Source organism: Microbacterium sp. 05N427 (assembly GCF_056397105.1).
The window spans coordinates 258,958-277,175 of sequence record NZ_JBFTMT010000007.1 but is presented as its reverse complement, the minus strand read 5'-3'; the positions used below and the strand labels follow the sequence as shown (position 1 = coordinate 277,175).

General features: G+C 69.0%; 16 protein-coding genes. 7 read left to right on the top strand and 9 right to left on the bottom strand.

The window, feature by feature from the left end; translation table 11 throughout:
- Positions 1–8: 8 nt before the first annotated feature.
- Complete coding sequence (locus AC1DG4_RS09415; RefSeq protein ID WP_477377193.1) at positions 9–1,577, bottom strand: hypothetical protein; 1,569 nt, start codon at positions 1,575–1,577, stop codon at positions 9–11.
- Positions 1,553–3,304 carry an ABC transporter ATP-binding protein gene (locus tag AC1DG4_RS09410; RefSeq protein ID WP_477421195.1) on the bottom strand — a complete coding sequence of 584 codons (1,752 nt, stop codon included), beginning with the start codon at positions 3,302–3,304 and terminating at the stop codon, positions 1,553–1,555. Before AC1DG4_RS09410 ends, AC1DG4_RS09415 begins: the two co-directional genes overlap by 25 nt.
- 240 nt (positions 3,305–3,544) lie before the next feature.
- Between AC1DG4_RS09410 and AC1DG4_RS09405 the strand changes: the two genes are divergently transcribed.
- The 5 genes from AC1DG4_RS09405 to AC1DG4_RS09385 all read left to right on the top strand — a co-directional run bounded on the left by AC1DG4_RS09405 (position 3,545) and on the right by AC1DG4_RS09385 (position 8,348).
- Positions 3,545–4,237, top strand: coding sequence for a phosphocholine cytidylyltransferase family protein (locus tag AC1DG4_RS09405; protein ID WP_477377189.1), 693 nt, complete (start codon positions 3,545–3,547; stop codon positions 4,235–4,237).
- 101 nt (positions 4,238–4,338) lie between these two features.
- On the top strand, positions 4,339–5,328 hold the full coding sequence (locus AC1DG4_RS09400) for a hypothetical protein (protein ID WP_477377187.1): 990 nt from the start codon (positions 4,339–4,341) through the stop codon (positions 5,326–5,328).
- A 101-nt stretch (positions 5,329–5,429) separates the two neighbouring features.
- Complete coding sequence (locus AC1DG4_RS09395; protein WP_477377185.1) at positions 5,430–5,735, top strand: hypothetical protein; 306 nt, start codon at positions 5,430–5,432, stop codon at positions 5,733–5,735.
- 65 nt (positions 5,736–5,800) lie between these two features.
- Positions 5,801–7,180, top strand: a complete 1,380-nt coding sequence (locus AC1DG4_RS09390; RefSeq protein ID WP_477421194.1) for a sugar porter family MFS transporter — start codon at positions 5,801–5,803, stop codon at positions 7,178–7,180.
- A gap of 61 nt (positions 7,181–7,241) precedes the next feature.
- Entirely contained in the window at positions 7,242–8,348 is a 1,107-nt protein-coding gene (locus AC1DG4_RS09385) for a glycosyltransferase family 2 protein (RefSeq protein WP_477377181.1), read from the top strand.
- A gap of 20 nt (positions 8,349–8,368) precedes the next feature.
- On the opposite strand, the gene AC1DG4_RS09380 is transcribed toward AC1DG4_RS09385, so the two are convergent.
- The 3 genes from AC1DG4_RS09380 to AC1DG4_RS09370 all read right to left on the bottom strand — a co-directional run bounded on the left by AC1DG4_RS09380 (position 8,369) and on the right by AC1DG4_RS09370 (position 12,690).
- The gene (locus AC1DG4_RS09380; RefSeq protein WP_477420218.1) at positions 8,369–9,823 is read right to left on the bottom strand and encodes a CDP-glycerol glycerophosphotransferase family protein; all 1,455 of its coding nucleotides are present in this window, start codon (positions 9,821–9,823) and stop codon (positions 8,369–8,371) included.
- The gene (locus tag AC1DG4_RS09375) at positions 9,820–11,103 is read right to left on the bottom strand and encodes a CDP-glycerol glycerophosphotransferase family protein (RefSeq protein WP_477377177.1); all 1,284 of its coding nucleotides are present in this window, start codon (positions 11,101–11,103) and stop codon (positions 9,820–9,822) included. The genes AC1DG4_RS09380 and AC1DG4_RS09375 overlap by 4 nt, the downstream gene beginning before the upstream one ends.
- 108 nt (positions 11,104–11,211) lie before the next feature.
- A complete protein-coding gene (locus AC1DG4_RS09370) occupies positions 11,212–12,690 on the bottom strand; it encodes a S1C family serine protease (RefSeq protein WP_477377175.1) in 1,479 nt (492 codons plus the stop codon).
- Between the two features lie 98 nt (positions 12,691–12,788).
- On the opposite strand from AC1DG4_RS09370, the gene AC1DG4_RS09365 reads away from it, so the two are divergent.
- Positions 12,789–13,997, top strand: a complete 1,209-nt coding sequence (locus AC1DG4_RS09365) for an aminotransferase class I/II-fold pyridoxal phosphate-dependent enzyme (protein ID WP_477377173.1) — start codon at positions 12,789–12,791, stop codon at positions 13,995–13,997.
- 6 nt (positions 13,998–14,003) lie between these two features.
- Here the strand turns inward: AC1DG4_RS09365 and AC1DG4_RS09360 are convergent, their stop codons facing one another.
- The gene (locus tag AC1DG4_RS09360; RefSeq protein ID WP_477377171.1) at positions 14,004–14,807 is read right to left on the bottom strand and encodes a carbon-nitrogen hydrolase family protein; all 804 of its coding nucleotides are present in this window, start codon (positions 14,805–14,807) and stop codon (positions 14,004–14,006) included.
- 139 nt (positions 14,808–14,946) lie between these two features.
- Here AC1DG4_RS09360 and AC1DG4_RS09355 point away from each other — a divergent pair, with 139 nt between their 5' ends.
- The gene (locus AC1DG4_RS09355) at positions 14,947–15,735 is read left to right on the top strand and encodes a slipin family protein (RefSeq protein WP_477377169.1); all 789 of its coding nucleotides are present in this window, start codon (positions 14,947–14,949) and stop codon (positions 15,733–15,735) included.
- A 10-nt stretch (positions 15,736–15,745) separates the two neighbouring features.
- Here the strand turns inward: AC1DG4_RS09355 and AC1DG4_RS09350 are convergent, their stop codons facing one another.
- The 3 genes from AC1DG4_RS09350 to AC1DG4_RS09340 all read right to left on the bottom strand — a co-directional run bounded on the left by AC1DG4_RS09350 (position 15,746) and on the right by AC1DG4_RS09340 (position 17,472).
- Positions 15,746–16,231, bottom strand: coding sequence for a hypothetical protein (locus tag AC1DG4_RS09350; RefSeq protein WP_477377168.1), 486 nt, complete (start codon positions 16,229–16,231; stop codon positions 15,746–15,748).
- Complete coding sequence (locus AC1DG4_RS09345; protein WP_477377166.1) at positions 16,231–16,764, bottom strand: YcxB family protein; 534 nt, start codon at positions 16,762–16,764, stop codon at positions 16,231–16,233. Before AC1DG4_RS09345 ends, AC1DG4_RS09350 begins: the two co-directional genes overlap by 1 nt.
- An 81-nt stretch (positions 16,765–16,845) precedes the next feature.
- Positions 16,846–17,472, bottom strand: coding sequence for a hypothetical protein (locus tag AC1DG4_RS09340; protein ID WP_477377164.1), 627 nt, complete (start codon positions 17,470–17,472; stop codon positions 16,846–16,848).
- Positions 17,473–18,218: the final 746 nt, after the last annotated feature.

Sequence of the window (18,218 nt, the reverse complement as noted above, 5' to 3'; positions counted from 1 at the left end):
AGGATCCCTCACACCGTCTCGACGAACTCCATCAGTTGCGCGCCACGGCGCTCGAACGTGCGGCCTCCGATCTGGACGCCGAGGAACAGCACGGCGGCCCCCATCAGCAGCCCGGTCCAGAGCACGGGTGCCGTGGAGACCGTGTCATCGGACAGCGCGGGCCAGGCAAGCAGCAGCGCCGGCAGGCTCAGTACGACGGCGCCCAGGAGCGTTCCTGCCTGCCCCAGTGCCCCGCCGCGTGCGCGCTGCGGCTGCTGGAACGGGCTGTCGCCCGGACGCGAGACCGCGTAGGGCGCGACCGCGGACAGGACGCTGGAGAGCCCGAGCCCTGACAGCAACAGGCTCGCGACCACCCCGATGAACATCGGCAGCAGCGTCCAACGCCCGATCACGGCCAGCGTGACCGGGATCGCCACGGCGAGGGTCGGCACGGCGATCAGGAGCACCGGGATGAGGCGGCCGAGCCGATCAGGCACTCCCCGCACTCCGCTCGCGACGTGGATCCAGAAGGCGGTGGAGTCGTAGGCGACGTCGTTGTGCGGCAGCCAGCCGAAGAACAGCGCCATCACGGCGACCGGCAGCGCCGCCGCGATCTCGAGCGGCACTCCGGCCACGAGGAGCGGGACGATCGTGAGAACGCCCGCGATCGGGACGATCACGAAGTTCATGATGTAGCGGCGGTCGCGGAGCCAGTAGACGAGGCTTCGCGCGGCCACGGCGCCGAACGCGTTGGACGGCAGCAGGGCGAACCAGCCGAGCCCCGGCCGCTCGCGCACCGCGGTCGGCCGTTCGGTCGTGCTCAGCGCCCGGCGGGCGAGCACCAGCCAGCCGGCCGTGACGACGACCGCGGTCGCCACCGCGATGATCGCGGCGCCCCACACCCCGCCGGCGTGATCCGTCAGGGAGAGGAACGGCATCGCGGCGGACGCGCCGAGCGGCGTGAAGCCGAGCACCCCTGCGACGGTGTGCAGCACCGGCGGAACGGCGCCCGCCCAGCCCAGCGAGGCCACGAACACGCACACCGGCACGGCGATGACGATCACGGCGAGGGCGAACAGCGACGTGAGCTCCCGGGAGCGGCGTTCCGGCAGAAGCCGCGCGCTCAGAGCCATGCCGACCCTTGCGGCCAGCACGGCCGTCGCGAGGGTCAGCAGCCCGGACAGCACCGCGAGGAGCCAGGGAACCCCGAAGGAGATCGCCACGCTCACCACGGCCGCCTGCACCACGAGCAGCGCCAGGCTCGGCACGCTCACGAAGGCGGCAACGGTGAGGACGAGGGGAAGCCGGCGCTCATCGACGCCGAAGACCACGAAGCGTCGCGGATCCAGTTGATCGACGGATCCGGCCAGGATCGGTGCGACGAAGAAGCCCAGGATCACGGCCGCGCTGCCCAGCACGATGACCGTGTGGGCGGCGGCCCCGGAGGTGTGGGCCAAGCTGCGGATGGCGATGACCGCCACCGTCGTCGCCGCGGCGGTGAGCAGCAGAGCGACGACGGTGCGCGACACCCGACTGCGATCGCCGCGCAGCGCGCCGAGCGCCAGCATGAGCCTCAGTCGGAGAACGTGTGCAACCACTCGAGCCCCTCCACATCGGAGCCCGCGCCGGACAGTTCGACGAACCGCTGCTCGAGGGTCTGCCCCGCACGCACCTCGTCGACCGTGCCCTCAGCGAGGACCTCGCCGCCGACGATGATCGCAATCCGGGCGCAGACCTGCTCGACCAGATCCATGCCATGGCTGGAGAGGATGACGGTGCCGCCGTGGGCGACGTAGGCGCGCAGGATGTCCAGGATCACTCCCGAGGACACCGGATCCACCGACTCGAACGGCTCGTCCAGCACCAGCACGCGCGGCGAGTGGATCATGGCGCCGGCGAGCATGATCTTCTTGGTCATTCCGGCGGAGTAGTCCGAGACGACGCGGCTGAGAGCGCCGGTGAGATCGAACGCCCTGGCCAGGTCTGCGACGCGCTTCTCCACGACGTCCGCGGGAAGGCCACGCAACAGCCCGTAGTAATGCAGCAGCTGGCGCCCGGTGAGCCGGTCGAAGGTGCGCAGGCGATCGGGCAGCACACCGAGCGCCCGCTTCGCGGCGGCCGGATCGGCGGTCTGGTCGATCCCGCTGATCCGCACGGTGCCCTCGTCGGGACGCAGCAGACCGGCGATGATCGACAGAGTGGTGGTCTTTCCCGCGCCGTTGGGGCCGACGATCCCATAGAAGGAACCGGCGGGGACCGTCAGATCGATGTTCCCCACGGCCACGGAGTCGCCGAAGCGCTTGACGAGGCCGCGCACGACGAGCGCCTGCCCGTCGGTGCCGACCGCAGGATCCGGGACCACTGCGGCGGCCTCCTCCACGACGTCCGGCGACACCGGCGCGGCGCCGGCCTCCGGAACCTCCGGCTCGGCGGCCGCGTCCTCCGCAGGTGCGGTCTCGGCCTCCGCAGGTGCGGCCTCGGCCTGTTCGGACTCGACGACCTCCGCCGCGACGGGCTCGACCGCCGCTGCTTCGCCCGTGGCGGGTCCCGCCGCCGAATCGCTGCTCACAGGAGCATCATGCCCCGTGACGGCGGGCTGTGGCGAGGAAGAAGCACGGGAGTCCTCGGCCGGCTCGATCGCGGGTTCCGCGGCGAGGGGCGGGTTCACCACCTCCATGACGGCGGCGGCAGCCTGCGCGGCGACGGCAGCAGGTGCCGTCTGTGCTCCCCCCGCGGTCTTCGTCCGCGGAGCGCGCTTCGCCGCCGTGGTCTTCGCGGCCGTCGTCTTCGCCGCTGTCGTCTTCGCAACGGCGGTCTTCGCTGCTGTCGTCTTCGCGGCGGCGGTCTTCGCCGCCGTCGTGCGTGCGGGCGTCGTGCGCTTCGGCGTGGATCCGCTCGCCTCCTGGTCCGTGACGCCCCCCGACGTCTCGGTGCCCGTGGCTGCGGCCTCGCTCTTCACCGTCGCGGCCGTGCGCTTCGTCGTCGCAGCGGTCTTAGCCGACCGCGGTGCGCGGGCGGTGCGCGGCGCCGTGGCCTTGACCGCGGCGACCTTCGCGGCCGACTCCTTCGCATCCTCCGCGGCCGCCTCCGCCTTCGCGGCGCCGGCCTTCTCTGCGGCGGACTTCGCCGCAGCGGTACGCGCGGCACTCRTCCTGGCAGCGGTGCGCTTGGCGGCCGCGGCGCGCGCCGCCGATGCCTGGCTCTCTGCCTTCACGCGCGCCGTCTGCGCGGCCGTCGCCCGAGGGCTGGCGGACGCGGGACGACGTGCCTTTGTGGGCGGAGAGGAATCCTTGGGCGCGCGGGGGTCATTGGGTGCTCCGGTCATGCCCTTCACGGTAGCAACCGACGAGCCCTCGAACCGGGCCGACGACCCGGAATGACGGGATCCGAAGCACGGAATGTCGCCTATGACGAACCTGGGAATGAACCGAGCAGTCGATAACGGAATGGCATCGCGGTCGATCTGACCATGATCCGCTCAGGGTCGATCGATAGCATGATCTTCGGCACGAGGAAGTGTCCCATCGGTGACGTAACCGTGAACACAAGTAACAGGAGCTTTTCTGTGACTCTTCAGACCATCATTCTCGCTGCCGGGATGGGCTCGCGCCTCGGGCGCTCCCTCCCGAAGCCGCTGACCGAACTCCACGACGGGCGTTCGATCATGCGGCAGCAGCACGACAACATCCACGCCGCGTTCGGCGACGACGTGCGCATCACGACCATCGTCGGCTATCGGGCTGAGACGATCATCGAGGCCTTCCCCGATGTGAACTACGTGCACAACGAGCGCTACGACGAGACGAACACCTCGAAGAGCCTGCTGCGCGGCCTCGCCGCGACCGGGCGCAAGGGCGTGCTCTGGATGAACGGCGACGTCGTGTTCGACCCGCGCATCCTCGGCCGTGCGATCTCGCTCATCGAGCGCGACCAGTCCTTCGTCACCGTCAACACCGCCAAGGTGAGCGACGAAGAGGTCAAGTACACCGTCGACGCCGAGGGCTACATCAAGGAGCTCTCCAAGACCGTCAAGGGCGGCATCGGCGAGGCCGTCGGCATCAACTACATCTCCTCGCGCGACAAGCAGGCGTTCATGCGTCAGCTACAGCGCGTGGAGGACCAGGACTACTTCGAGCGCGGCCTCGAGCTCGCGATCGTCGAGAACGGCCTGCTGCTGGAGCCGATGGACATCTCCGACCTGTACGCGGTCGAGGTCGACTTCGCCGAGGACCTGGAGCGGGCGAATCTGTTCGTCTGACCCTCCCCTGCAACGCAGAGAGCCCGTGCCGCGCCCGTCGCGCGCACGGGCTCTCTGCGTTGCGGGCGTTCTCGCAGCGCAGCGGACATAGGCTCTGCTCCATGGGGCGAAACGAAGGCAAGGACGACAAGGCCATCCACCGGATCCACTCCCTGCCCGACGATGCGCCGTGGGCGGGCGGAGTCCCGCCGGCCGGATCCTCAGAGCACCCGATGCACATCCGCGGTCTCGATCGCGTCCTGGCCGTGCAGCGGCCGCTCGTGCTCGCGCACATCCGCAGCATCCGCCTGCGCCATCCCGATGCCACCCCGGCGCAGATCATCGCGCTGCTCGAGCGCCGCTACCTCGCCGCCGTCACGACCGGCGGTGCAGCCGTCGGAGCGACGGCCGTGATCCCGGGGATCGGCACGGGGGTGACACTCGCCCTGTCCGGCGTCGAGACCGCCGGCTTCGTCGAGACGACGGCTCTGTTCGCCCAGTCGATCGCCGAGGTCCACGGCATCACCGTGACGAACCCCGACCGGGCGCGGGCCCTCGTGATGACCCTCATGCTCGGCAAGGAGGGGGTCGACCTCATCCGCCAGCTCGCCGGCCAGGCCGGCGGCAAGGGCGCGGGCAGATCCGTCTACTGGGGCGAGCTCGTGACGAAGTCGCTGCCGCGTGCCGCTGTGGGGCCGCTCGCCGACCGGCTGAAGAGCATGCTGATCAAGCAGTTCGCCGGCGTGGGCGGCGCGTCGCTCCTGGGCAAGGCGCTGCCGTTCGGCGTCGGCGCCGTGATCGGGGGCGCGGGGAACCACGTGCTCGGCCGGCGCGTGCTGACCAGCTCGCGCCGCGCATTCGGCCTTCCTCCCCAGACGCTGCCCGCGGAACTCGAACCGGTGCCGGGTGCGCAGCGCATCGAGACCCGGATCGCGCGCGGCGCACAGCTGGCCGGATCCGCCGTGGCCGGAGCCGCCGGCAGTGCCGCGCGCGGCGTCGGCATCGTCGGCCGGAAGGCCGCCGATGTGGTGCGCCGGAAGCCCGCCCCGATCTCCGCTCCGGAAGGACCCGGCCCGGAATTGCATCCTTCGCCGCCCGGCGAGCAGCTCTGACCGATCCGCACAGTCCGCCGAACGGGGAAGCTCTGCACAGCCCTCGTCGCCGCGAGGGCTGTGTCGCCGCGATCGTCGGCGCCCGCTCCTAGCGTGGGGACATGAACCGCTCCGCAGACCCGCCCTCGGCTCGATTCCCCGAGCAGGCGTACGCGGTTCCCTGGACCGTCGACCGGCGCGACAGGACGCATCCGATGATCACCAACGGCGGCGGAGAGATCCGCTTCGTGCGCGTCTTCGCCCGGGCGTCCTCGGATCCGGGTCGCACCCAGCTCTGGGGGCACGTGCGCGGGGGCGATCAGATGGAGGTGTGCCTCTGCGACGCGGACGTCGATGACATCGTGATCACCCTCGCGTGGTTCCGCCCCGAAGACGGGCTGGAGTACGTGTGGCGGTTCGTCGTCTGAGCCCCGCGCCCCCGGTGTACTCTCGAAACCCTTCCTGGGAGATACCTGAACAGAAGGACGGGACCATGAGCTCGGCACTGACCGGCAACGGCCGCACGACCCGCCTGGCGCTCCTCGTCGGCGTCGCCGCCGCAACCGTCGGCATCATCTACGGGTATGACTCGTCGAACATCGGCGGCGCGATGCTGTACCTCGCGGAGGACTTCCGTCTCGACGCCGCCGGGCAGTCGTGGGTCACCACCACGGTCGTCGTCGGCGAGATCCTCGGCGCGCTGTTCGGCGGGGCGCTGGCGAACAGGATCGGCCGCAAGCCGACGATGGTCGCCGTCGCATCGTGCTTCGCGCTGTTCTCGCTGCTCTCCGGAGTTGCCCCCGCACTGTGGGTCCTCGTGGTCGCGCGGTTTCTGCTCGGCCTGACAATCGGCATCTCGGTGGTGGTCGTGCCGGTCTTCGTGGCGGAKTCGGCCCCCACCCGCTCCCGCGGAGCATTCCTCGTGCTGTACCAGGTCGCCACCGTCTCCGGCATCATCCTGGGCTATCTCGTGGCGATGGCGCTCGCGCCCACCGAGAGCTGGCGCTGGATGCTCGGACTCGCGGCGATCCCCGGCGTGATCATCACGCTCCTGCTGCTCCGGCTGCCCGACAYGGCGCGCTGGTACGTGATGAAGGGACGCACGGAGGAGGCACGCACGACCCTGGCCAGGATCGAGGGCCCGGAGATCGACGTCGATGCCGAGATCGAGACGATCACGGCGGGCTTCGCCTCCGCGCACACGTCGTCCTGGCGCGACCTGCTGCGCAAGCCCTTCCTCCGCGCCACGCTGTTCGTCGTGGGCCTCGGCTTCTTCGTGCAGCTCACCGGTATCAACGCGATCGTGTACTACAGCCCGCGCATCTTCGAGGCCATGGGTTTCACGGACGACATCGTCAAGCTCGGCCTCTCCGCCCTGGTGCAGGTGGCCGGCCTCGTCGCGGTGTTCATCGCGCTGCTCGTGATCGATCGGATGGGCCGCCGCCCCGTCCTGCTCATCGGCATCGGCACGATGGTGCTCGCCAACCTGCTGCTCGTGGTCGTATTCGCGATCGGCGGCGGTCACTTCGACGGTGCTCTCACGATCGCCGGATTCATCGGCCTCGTGCTGTTCACCGCCGGCTTCACGTTCGGGTTCGGATCCCTGGTCTGGGTGTACGCCGGCGAGGCGATGCCGGCGCATCTGCGCTCCCTCGGAGCGAGCGTCATGCTGACGAGCGACCTCGTCGCCAACGTCATCGTCGGCGCGTTCTTCCTCACGATGCTGAACGCCCTGGGCGGCGCCGGCACCTTCGCCGTCTTCGGCGTGATCGCGATCGCCGCGTTCTTCTTCGTGGTGTGGCTGGCGCCCGAGACCAAGGGCCGTCCGCTCGAGGACATCGGGCAGTACTGGAAGAACGGCGGACGCTGGTAATCCGGCGCGCCCGGCGCGTGCACCCTGGGGTCGTGCAGGTGCGACGTGAAAGGATCGACGGGTGAGCCATCGCGACCCGTCCACCGCCGACGCGGGCGCCCCGCTGTCCGGCGCGGGCGTGTCGTTCGTGATGCCGGTGCTCAACGAACGCGCGTACCTCGAGCACGCCGTAGCCTCGGCATTGGCGCAGGATGTGGACGGCCCGACCGAGCTCGTGCTGGCGCTGGGCCCCTCCTCCGACGGCACCACAGAGCTCGCGGAGCGCCTGGCCGCCGATGAGCCGCGACTGCGGATCGTGCGCAACCCGGCCGCGGACATCCCCGTCGGCCTGAACGCCGCGATCCGAGCCAGCAGGTACCCGACGATCATCCGCGTGGACGCGCACTCCGAGCTCTCACCGGGATACGCCGCCCGCGCACTGGCCACGCTCGAGCGCACCGGCGCGGCGAACGTCGGCGGCGTCATGCGCGCCGACGGGCGCACGCCGTTCCAGGCCGCCGTCGCCCGCGCGTACAACTCCCCCGTCGGCCTCGGCGGCGGCAGCTATCACGGTGGTACCAGGGAGGGCAGGGCGGAGTCCGCCTACCTCGGAGTCATGCGTCGCACCGTGCTCGACGAGGTCGGCCTGTTCGACGAGTCCATCCGCCGTGGCGAGGACTGGGAGCTGAACCTCCGGATCCGCCAGGCAGGGCACACCGTGTGGTTCGATCCGCAGCTCGCGGTGACCTACTGGCCCCGCGAGAGCTGGACTCGGCTCGCACGCCAGTTCCGCTCCACCGGCGCCTGGCGCGGCGAGCTGGTGCGTCGCTACGGCCGACGCAACGGCGTGCGCTTCTTCGCCCCGCCCGCACTCCTGGTGATCGTGGCGATCGCGGTCGTGGTCGGCGCCCTGCAGCTGACGGGGGTGCTCTCCGGCATCGGCTCCGCGATCGCCTCCGCCGTGTATCTGCCGCTCGTCGCCTACGCGGTCCTGGTCATCGCCATGGCTCTGGTCCCGGCTCGGCCGGCGGACCCTCCGCGCAGCCCTCGGGAGCGACTGTGGACGCTCGCCGTCCTGCCGACCATGCACCTGTCCTGGGGGCTGGGTTTCCTCATGGGGGTCCTGCGCGGCGCGCATGACACGGTCGACACCTCGCGGCTGGGCACGCGGAACACGCCCCTGCCCTGACCGGCATCGCCTGACGGGGGTCAGGCGTCCAGCCAGCCGAGGTCCAGGATCCTGTCGACCACGCGCGCCGAGGCTGAGCCGTCGTCGCGACCGTTGAACTGGGCCTGCCACGCGACGTACTTCGGCGCGTGCTCAGCCACCGCGGACACATCGGAGAGCGCCGCGACCAGCTCCTCCTGGGTGCGCAGCAGCGGACCGGGCGCGCGGGCCGAGAGATCGAAGTAGAAGCCGCGCAGCTTGCCCCGGTAGTGCTCCAGATCGGGCACGAGGAAGTACATCGGCTTGCCCGTGGCGCTGAAGTCGAACATGACCGAGGAGTAGTCGGTGACGAGTGCGTCGGCGACCAGCAGCAGCTCCGCGGTGTCGGGGTAGCCGGTCACGTCGATGACGCGGGATCCGGCCTGGTCCCGCCCTGGCCGAATCGTGCGGGAGTGCCCGCGCACGAGCACGACCGAGCCGGTGTCCGCGGCGAGCGCGTTCGGATCCACGAAGTCGACCATCTCCGATCGATCGTCGCGCCAGGTGGGCGCATACAGCAGCACCCTTTCCTCCTCGCCGATCCCGAGAGCGGTGCGGATGCGGGCGGCGTCCCCCGCCGTCAGCACGTCGTTGCGCGGATAGCCGTCGACCCAGATAGGCTTGCGCAGGAACGCGTACGCCTTGCGCAGCACGCGCTCCGCATAGGGGTTCTGGGCGAGCAGGACGTCCCAGCGGCGCGACTCGCGCACGACGGCGAGCCAGCGCCGCGGATGAAGTCCTGGGCGATGCAGCGCGAGGCGCTTGAGCGGGGTGCCGTGCCAGGTCTGCAGCACGCGCTGACCCGGCTTGCGGTCGAAGCGGCGTCGCAGCCAGTCGTTCACGATGAGCAGCCGCGCGTCGGCGCGGGCGCGCCACCATTTGGGTGATCCCTCGACCACTGCGACTGCGCCCTCCGGAACCGGGACGGACAGGTCCACGACGCTCCAGTAACGGGTCACCTGCGGGGCCCGCTGCGCGAGCTCCCGATCGATCGCGCCAGGGTTGCACCCGCTGGACTGGCCGTAGAACGACTCGAAGAACACCGCATTCTCACGCGCACCGGGCAGGGCCGCGTAGCGCCCCTCGAGCGCCAGCTTTCCCTCGGCGGTCTCGTAGGCGGGGTCGACCGGGGGCGCGATCCGCACCGTGCCGTCCGAGGCGCTGACACGGAGGCCCGGGAGCAGCATGTTCTCGATCGCGACTTCGTCGATGCGGACGCCGTCCACGGTGAGCGCATAGTCCCCGCTCGGCAGGGGCAGCTCCGCGCCGCCCCAGCGCGAGGCTCGCAGCGGCAGCACGGCGCTCCACCCCTCCGGCCCGTCCTCGGCGATGCGCGCGGCCGCCACGGCACGGCGACCGGCGAGCTCGATCTCGGCGGGGGCCGATCCCTCACCCGCGATCAGCAGCGTCTGCTGCTCCTCGTCGACGCGGACGGAGCTGACGCGGGGGGTCGTCATTCGGTTCCCTTCGGAGCGGGGGTGGAAGATTCGGGGATCGTCGCAGCGGCGCCCGCACGGGCGAGGATCGCGGCAAGCACCCGCGCGGTGTTGCGACCGTCGCGGTGCGCGTGCATGTGCGCGCTGAGATCGCGGGAGCGCCCGGCACGACGGTCGAACTCTGCGCCGTCCTCGAGCACCGCCTGCAGTTGCGCGGAGGCGGTGGTCCAGTCGGCGGCGGGATCAGGACCGGAGACCTCGGCGTAGTCACCGTAGAACCCCCGCGTGCATGCGTACTCGGCAGGGTCGGGGGCGAGGTAGATCACCGGCATCGCGAGCAGCCCGACGTCGTAGGCCATCGACGAGTAGTCGGTGACGAGCACGTCGATCGCCGGGAGCACCGGGGTGATGTCGGGCACCACGGCGGATCCGATCGCGCGCACGCGATCCGTCGGCACAGGAGGCCGGTACTCCCCCTCGCCGAGAGGATGCGAGCGCACCAGCAGCACGCTGTTGGTGCGCTCCAGCACGTCGAGGATCCGCGCCCACTCGGCCTCGTCCGGAACGGCCGGATCCGGCGCCCCGTCGCGCCAGGTGGGCGCGTACAGCACCACACGTGCGCCGTCGGGGATCGCGCCGACGGCGGCGTCGCGCCGCATGGTCGCCTGCGAGCGGCGCGAGGAGGCGTCCCCGGCCGACAGCACGTCGACGCGAGGTTCGCCGGTCACGAGGACCTGCTGCACGCCGAGCCCGAACGCCGACTCGAGGCGGCCGCGCGAGCGGTCCGAGGCGGCGGGCAGCACGCGGATGCGCCGGGTCTGCGCCCTGTAGAGCAGGCCGAGAAGCCTCTGCAGCGGGACGAACCCGGGCAGGAACGCGCTCTGCACCGTCGCCGGCGAGTCCAGGCCGATGCGCTTGAGCGGGATGCCGTGCCAGAGCTGCACGAGGTAGGCGCCGGAGGTCGCATAGCGGTTCACGTCGCCGAAGCCGTGCGTGACCACGACCACGCCGGCGCGGGCGGTGGCCCACCAACCGGCCAGGCCGTTCTTCGGGATGGCGCGGATGCCGAGGACCGAGGCGTCGCGCTGTTCGCGGACGGATCCGGTCAGCCAGAGCGGGTCCAGCCCCGCGTCGACCGCCGCCTGCCAGAGGGCGAGCGCGCCGTCGCCGACGCCCGCTCCGCAGCCGATCACCCAGCCGCGTCCGCGCGGGACGATCAGGGTCCCCAGGCGTCCCAGCAGGTACAGCGGGATCCTCAGCAGCTTGCCGGCGTTGCCCGCGCGGAAGGAGAAGGACGCCACCCCGCGAGCCTACCGGTCGACGGAGCCGGCGACGAAAGAAGGACGCCACCCCGCAACGGCGTCGCGGGGTGGCGTCCTTCTTCTGCTGCAGGGTTCAGGAGCGGCGGTTCACTGGGCGAGCGTGCCCAGGGTGACCTTGATGTCCTGCGACTTTCCGTTGCGGTTGATCGTGAGCGTCGCGGTGCTGCCGCCCGCGACCGAGCGCACCTGGGCCGTGAGGTCGCTGGCGTCGGTGATCGGGTTGCCGTTGAAGCCCGTGACCACGTCGCCGGCCTGGATGCCCGCGTTGGCCGCGGCCCCTCCGCTGGAGACGGAGGCGATCGAAGCACCCACGACCGTGGCGCCCTTCTGACCGCTCGCATCCTGCACCGTCGCACCGAGCAGACCATGCGTGGCCTTGCCGTCGGCGATGATGTCGTTCGCGATGCGCTTGGCGATGTTCGACGGGATCGCGAAGCCGACGCCGATGTTTCCGGACTGCCCCGACGAGGAGGACGAGGATCCTGCGCTCGCGATCGCGACGTTCACGCCGATGAGCTTGCCGTCGCTGTCGACGAGAGCGCCACCCGAGTTACCGGGGTTGATCGCGGCATCGGTCTGGATCACCGAGATGGAGATCGTCGCCGCCGCGCTCTGGGATCCGGAGCCGCGGCCCGGGATGTCGAACTGGAACGGCTGCTGGGAGCCGTCCTGGTTCGGGGTCTGCTGCTGGTCTCCGTTGGAGCCCTGCGACGGAGCCGCGGACGACTGGATCTGGATGCTGCGGTTGAGCGCGCTGACGATTCCGGTGGTGACCGAGTTGGCCAGGCCCAGCGGAGCCCCGACCGCGACGGTCATCGATCCGACGTTGAGCTCGGACGAGTCGGCGAACTCCATCGGGGTGAGACTCGATCCGTCCTTCACCTGGATGACGGCCATGTCGTAGGTCGCGTCGATCCCGACCACGGTGGCGTCGAGGATGCGGCCGTCCGAGGTGGTCACCTTGATGGCGGGGTTGGAGACCTCGCCGTCCAGGGTCACCACGTGCGCGTTGGTGAGGATGTGCCCCTGCTTGTCGAGCACGATGCCGGATCCGGAGCCTGCAGCGCTGGATCCGGAGACCTCGATCGTGACGACCGAGGGCACGGCCTTCGCGGCGATCGCCGTGGCCTCCGACACCGACTCCGGGTTGTTCACCGTGACGGTGCTCGGCCCCGTGCCGGACTTCGTCGAGGACGAGTTCGACGAGGTCAGCGATCCGTAGCCGACGGCTCCGCCGACGCCGGCGAGTCCGCCGACGAGGGCTGCGGCGATGATGATCGCGGCGATCTTGCCGCCGCCGACGCCGTTCTTGGTCTTGCGCTCCTCGGCGGGAGCCGCCGTCGCCGCCGCACCGAAGGCGGCACCGGTGTGCGCGCCGGGGTGACCGGGGTCGACAGGCTGGGTGGGGTGCGCTTGGCCCGGGACCGCGTAACCGCCGGTGGGCGGGATCGGAATCGTGGGGGCGGTGGCGCCGTCGGGGACGGGGGCGCCAGGGGCGCCGGGGGTGGACGAGAACGCCGGGGGCACGGAGTGTCCGGCGTCGGGGTGAGGCGTCTGCTCGTTCATGTCTGCTCCTTTGAACCTTGCTCTTACAGACTGACGGCCGTTTCTGTGTTTTTCTTATGCCGGGTGGGAGATTCCGCTATGGCGTTACTCTGGGCGGCATGGGAATCCTGCCGGGCGCCTGGCGTCGTACGGCGGCCGGTGCCGGGCTGCTCTCCGCAGCCGGAGAGGTCGCCCCTACCATCTTCGCCGAGATCTCCGCCCTCGCGGGCCGCACGGGGGCGATCAACCTCGGGCAGGGATTTCCCGACGAAGACGGCCCGGCCGAGGTTCTGGACGCCGCACGTGCCGCGATCCTCGGCGGAGCCAACCAGTACCCGCCCGGTCGCGGCGTGCCCGACCTGCTGCAGGCCGTCTCCGAGCATCAGCATCGCTTCTACGGCCTCGACGTGGATCCCGACCGCGAGATCCTCGTGACCGCGGGAGCGACCGAGGCGATCGCCGCAGCTCTGCTCGCCCTCGTGGACGGCCCGGAAGACGAGATCGTGGTGTTCGAGCCGTACTACGACTGCTATGCCGCCATCGCGGCCCTCAGCGGTGCCACGCTGCGCACGGTGCCGCTGCGCCTGCCCGACTTCCAGCCGGATCCGGAGGAGCTCGCTGCGGCGGTCACCGATCGCTGCCGGGTGATCCTCGTGAACGACCCGCACAACCCGACCGGCGCGGTGCTGAGTGAGGGGATCCGTGCGGAGATCGTGCGTCTGGCACACCGGCACGACGCGATCATCGTGACCGACGAGGTGTACGAGCACCTCTCCTTCTCGGCTCCGCACGTGCCGATCGCGACCCTTCCCGGAGCCGCAGAGCGCACCCTCACGATCTCCTCGGCGGGCAAGACCTTCTCGGTGACGGGGTGGAAGATCGGCTGGATCCACGGACCTGCGGAGCTGATCACCGCGGTGCTCAGCGTCAAGCAGTTCCTCACCTACGTCAACGGGGGCCCGTTCCAGCCCGCCGTCGCCGTCGGCCTGCGCCTACCCGACGCGTTCTTCACGGACGCGGCCGAGCGCCTGCGTGCGAAGCACGACCAGCTCGCGATCGGCCTGGATGCCGCAGGGTTCGAGGTGCACCGCCCGGACGGCGGCTACTTCACGGTCGCGGACGCCTCGCGCATCGGAGGAGAGGATGCCGACGCGTTCTGCCGCTCGCTCCCGGAGCGGATCGGCGTGGCAGCGATCCCGCTCACGGCGTTCGTGCGGCCAGAGCACCGCGACACGTACCGCGGCCTGGTGCGCTTCGCGGCGTGCAAGCGTCCCGAGGTGATCGCCGAGGCCGCCGAGCGCCTCGCCGGCCTGCGCGCAGGGGTCTGATCGCGGTCAGCGCGGCACGACGCGATAGCGGCGCAGCCGCAGCACGGGGTTGACCTCGCGCACGGAGGCGACGGCTGCGGCATCGAGCTCGGCGACCGCGATCCCCTCCCCCGTGCCCACACCGGCGATGACGACGCCCTGCGGATCGATCACCGCCGAGTGCCCCACACCGACCGGAGTCGGGTGGTCGGCCGCGACGACGTAGGCGGTGCTCTCGATCGCGCGCGCCGCTAGCAGGGTGGTCCAGTGGTGCTCCTTGAGCGGGCCGCGCACCCACTCCGCCGGCACCACGAGCGCCTCCGCCCCCGCGTCGACGAGAGTGCGGGCGACCTCCGGGAAGCGCAGGTCGTAGCAGGTCATCAGCCCGAAGGTGAGGCCGTCGACGGCGAAGGTCGCCGCGGCGCCCACCTCTCCCGCTTCGATCCAGCGGGACTCGGACTGCCCGAAGGCGTCGTACAGGTGCTGCTTGCGGTAGACGGCGAGCAGGCCCGTCCCGCCCACGGCGACGAGCGTGTTGCGGATCCGACCGGCGTCCGCGCGCTCGACCAGTCCTGCGACGATCACGATCCCGTGTCGGTCTGCGAGCTCCCGCAACCGTGCGGTGAAGGCGTCGTCCAGGTCCTCCGCGTTCGCGGCGAGGGTCTCATCCATCGGGTCGACGAAGTAGCTGGAGTACTCCGGCAGCACGACCAGCCGAGCGCCGCGTTCCGCGGCACGTGCGACCAGCTCGCCGATCCGTTCCCGGTTCGCCGCGCGGTCATCGGCGGGCGCGAACTGACACACGGCGACGGTCACGGTAGCGGTGGTCATGGCTCCATCATCCCGCACCCGGCGGCCGGGGCGATCGGCGCGCACGGATCCCCCGGAACCCGCGCTCGGTCCTGCACGCCGGAGGACAATGGAGGCACTGGCCCGCGGCACGTCACCGGAGCCGGAGGAGGCGGTTCCCATGATCCCGCTCATCACCCTCATCGTCGTGGTGCTCCTTGCGATCATCCTGTTCTTCATGTCCGCGCGGATCGTGCGGCAGTACGAGCGCGGCGTGGTGCTGCGCTTCGGCCGGCTCCACAACGTGCGGGAGCCCGGGATCCGGTTCATCTTCCCGATCGTGGACGTCCTCATCCCGGTCTCGCTGCGCATTGTGACGATGCCGATCCAGTCGCAGGGCATCATCACCAAGGACAACGTCACCGTCGGTGTCTCGGCGGTCGCGTACTTCCGGATCGTGGATCCGGTGAAGTCGGTGATCGCGATCGAGAACGTGCGGTCAGCGATCGACCAGATCGCGCAGACCACCCTGCGCCGGGTCGTCGGCCAGCATCACCTGGACGAGATCCTCTCCGACACCGCCTCGCTCAATACGAACATCCGGGAGATCCTCGACGTCACCACCGGCGACTGGGGCGTCGAGGTGACGCTGGTCGAGCTCAAGGACATCCTTCTTCCCGACACGATGAAGCGCGCGATGGCGAAGCAGGCCGAGGCAGAGCGCGAGAAGAGGGCCAAGATCATCGCCGCAGAAGGCGAGGCGCTCGCCGCCACGCAGCTGGGCGACGCCTCGGACACGATGATGGCGCACCCGCTCGCGCTCCAGCTGCGCACCCTGCAGACACTCGTGGAGATCGGCGTGGACAAGAACACGCTCGTGATCGCCCCCGCGCCGCTCGTGAACTCGATCGGCGACGTCATGAACATGATCGATCGCGAGGCCGCGGTCGCGCAGATGCGCGCGCACTGAGGGGCGCGGTCTACGCCAGCGCTGCGGACAGGGCAGCGAGCCCTGCTTCATCGAACGCGCCCTGGGGAAGGTAGACCCGGCTCGCGCCTCCCGCGCGGCGGAGAACAACGGTCTGCCCGATCACTTCGAACCGCGTATATAGCTGCAGCGAGACTTCACCCTTCGACAGCTCCGTTGACGTTGCGAGGACGCCGTCGTCCACGGCCGCCATGATCCGGCTGCCGATCGGGTACTGCGGCTTGACCGCCCGAAACGCCATCCGTCGGACCATCAGCACCCACGTCGCGTCCAAGACGATGGCCCCCGCCAGGATGATGAAGAAGGGCGCCCAGGAGACTGATGCCATCGCGACGCCGAGCCAGAGCCACAGCAGCGGCACGACGACGAGAAGCGCCATGGAGACCGGCTGCGCCAAGACATGACGCGCGATATCTCCAGCATGCGCCGTCAGCAGTGCATTATCGACGATGATCCCACCCACGGACTCGTCCCGCATCAGGCTCTCCCGACCTGTCGCTTGTTCTCGAAGTGTTTCTGCAACCGCTCCACGTCACCCTCGGTGAACGCACGCCGCGGAATGACAACGCTCACTCCAGGAGACCCTGACGTCAAGAAGACACAATGATCGCTGACGGTGATCCCGTAATAGAGTTCCAGTCTGAATTCCGATCGCCCCCAGTATCCTGAGTGCGTCAAGAACTCCGCGTCGATCCGAGCCGCAACGCGACTGCCGACCGGCATCGAATTTGCGACCATGGTACGAATACCCTGCTTGGATCGCAGGATCGAGGACACCACGCCGAGGAAGAGTATCAGAGCCGGTACGCAGAGCACTGTTCGCACGATCAGATCGAGATCCCAATCCGGCACGAACGCCAATAACACCATCGCTGTCGACAGGAGGAACACCAAGCAATAAAGCGGAATCGACTTACGACGAGACCACGCGGCGAGATCCGCGACGTAGCCCTGTTGCAATTCACCACTCATGATGACTCCCACGGGATGATCTTCCATCAACTCAGACACCTCCAGTCAATAAAGCCAGAACAGAATCAATGCCACTACGAGACGTCTCATGTCGGCTCGAGGCAGGCACACAATCTCAATTCACGAAATGCCGACGAACGTGCCCGCAACGCTGAGCGCAATAAGCGCGTGCAGATTCTTCTGCCAAAGTCTCACGGCTGAGACCAGAAGACCCGCGACCAGCGAGGCCAGGACGCCTACCAGAGCGGTGGGCGCAAACGGATCGCGATCTCCCAGCCAAAACCAGCCCCCCAGCAGCACGGCGCTCAAGAAGAGCACCGTCCTCCTGGAGAACCACTTCGAAAGGTGAAGTTGGAGCATGGCAAACAGGAACCAGCGCCAGGCCAGCGCGAGGGAAACGGCGACGACCACTCGAAGGATCTCGACGCTAGAGCCGAAGCGGATCAAATAGATCACGATCGCAACGGGCACGAGTAAGTACAACCAGACCGCACGAGAGTAGCTGAACAGCACTCGGGAGTCGTCGGGATGAGCGATCACGAGCGCAAGCATCACGCCTGCCGCGATACATCCCTGAAGCAACGCCAGATCCGGCCGCGACAGATCCAGATCATGTCCCGATATCAGGAAGGTCAGCCGCTGGATGGCGAACCATGCGATTACTAAAGTCGCAAGACGCAACCAAGGAATACTCCCTCGGACACGAACGCCCTTCTCAATCCCGCGACTCCCATCCGGAACGGTCACGACCTCACCGCGCCAGGGGCCGTGATCGCGAGATGAGGATACGGCCTCCGCGAGCCGGACACCAGCGCGGAATTGAGGTTCATGATCGAGGCTCGGGTAATCCAACTGCGCTTCCGTCGTGACGCCATCGAGTCACTCAGTTTCATGCCGCTTGTTCTCGATCGCCGCTCTGGTGCGAATTCCCTCGTCATGGTCGTGACGACAATCGGGCAACATTGCCCCCTCGCATTTCATGCACTCTCTCCGTCCTTTTCACTGTAACGCCACATCGAGTTCACCAAAGGCGCCCGCGGCCGCACGCTTGGTTGATCTTGATTTCCTCGAAACAGACCGCCCTCCCGAAGCAAGGAGTACTGCACGAGGATGCTCGTTATCCGTCTCCGCTCGCAATTGCCCTTACCCATTCACGCTTAAGTTCGCGACGCCAATGATGACACATAGAGCACCGAAGGCGAGTTGCCCGATCACGATTGTCAAGAGCATCCACATTCGTGGCATCCGGGCGCGGGACTCGTCTTTCGATAGTTCATCCTCGCGGTAGACCCGCTCAAATCTGCCACGCACGAACTTCAATACATGTGTACGGAAGATCATCGTTAGCCCACCGGTGATCAACACCACAACGCCAACCACGATGAAGACAAGGGAAGCACTCGCCGTCACGAATACCCCTCTCCGCTGAGAATATCACCAGAAATTGCGACGATTTGTATCATCGAACTATCCTCGCGAAAAGATACCAACAA

Excerpts from the sequence above, each read along its gene's own strand:
- AC1DG4_RS09400 (WP_477377187.1), top strand. The coding sequence starts at position 4,339 with ATGGGGCGAAACGAAGGCAAGGACGACAAGGCCATCCACCGGATCCAC.
- AC1DG4_RS09395 (WP_477377185.1), top strand. The coding sequence starts at position 5,430 with ATGAACCGCTCCGCAGACCCGCCCTCGGCTCGATTCCCCGAGCAGGCG.
- AC1DG4_RS09380 (WP_477420218.1), bottom strand. The coding sequence starts at position 9,823 with ATGACGACCCCCCGCGTCAGCTCCGTCCGCGTCGACGAGGAGCAGCAG.
- AC1DG4_RS09370 (WP_477377175.1), bottom strand. The coding sequence starts at position 12,690 with ATGAACGAGCAGACGCCTCACCCCGACGCCGGACACTCCGTGCCCCCG.
- AC1DG4_RS09365 (WP_477377173.1), top strand. The coding sequence starts at position 12,789 with ATGGGAATCCTGCCGGGCGCCTGGCGTCGTACGGCGGCCGGTGCCGGG.
- AC1DG4_RS09360 (WP_477377171.1), bottom strand. The coding sequence starts at position 14,807 with ATGACCACCGCTACCGTGACCGTCGCCGTGTGTCAGTTCGCGCCCGCC.
- AC1DG4_RS09355 (WP_477377169.1), top strand. The coding sequence starts at position 14,947 with ATGATCCCGCTCATCACCCTCATCGTCGTGGTGCTCCTTGCGATCATC.
- AC1DG4_RS09350 (WP_477377168.1), bottom strand. The coding sequence starts at position 16,231 with ATGCGGGACGAGTCCGTGGGTGGGATCATCGTCGATAATGCACTGCTG.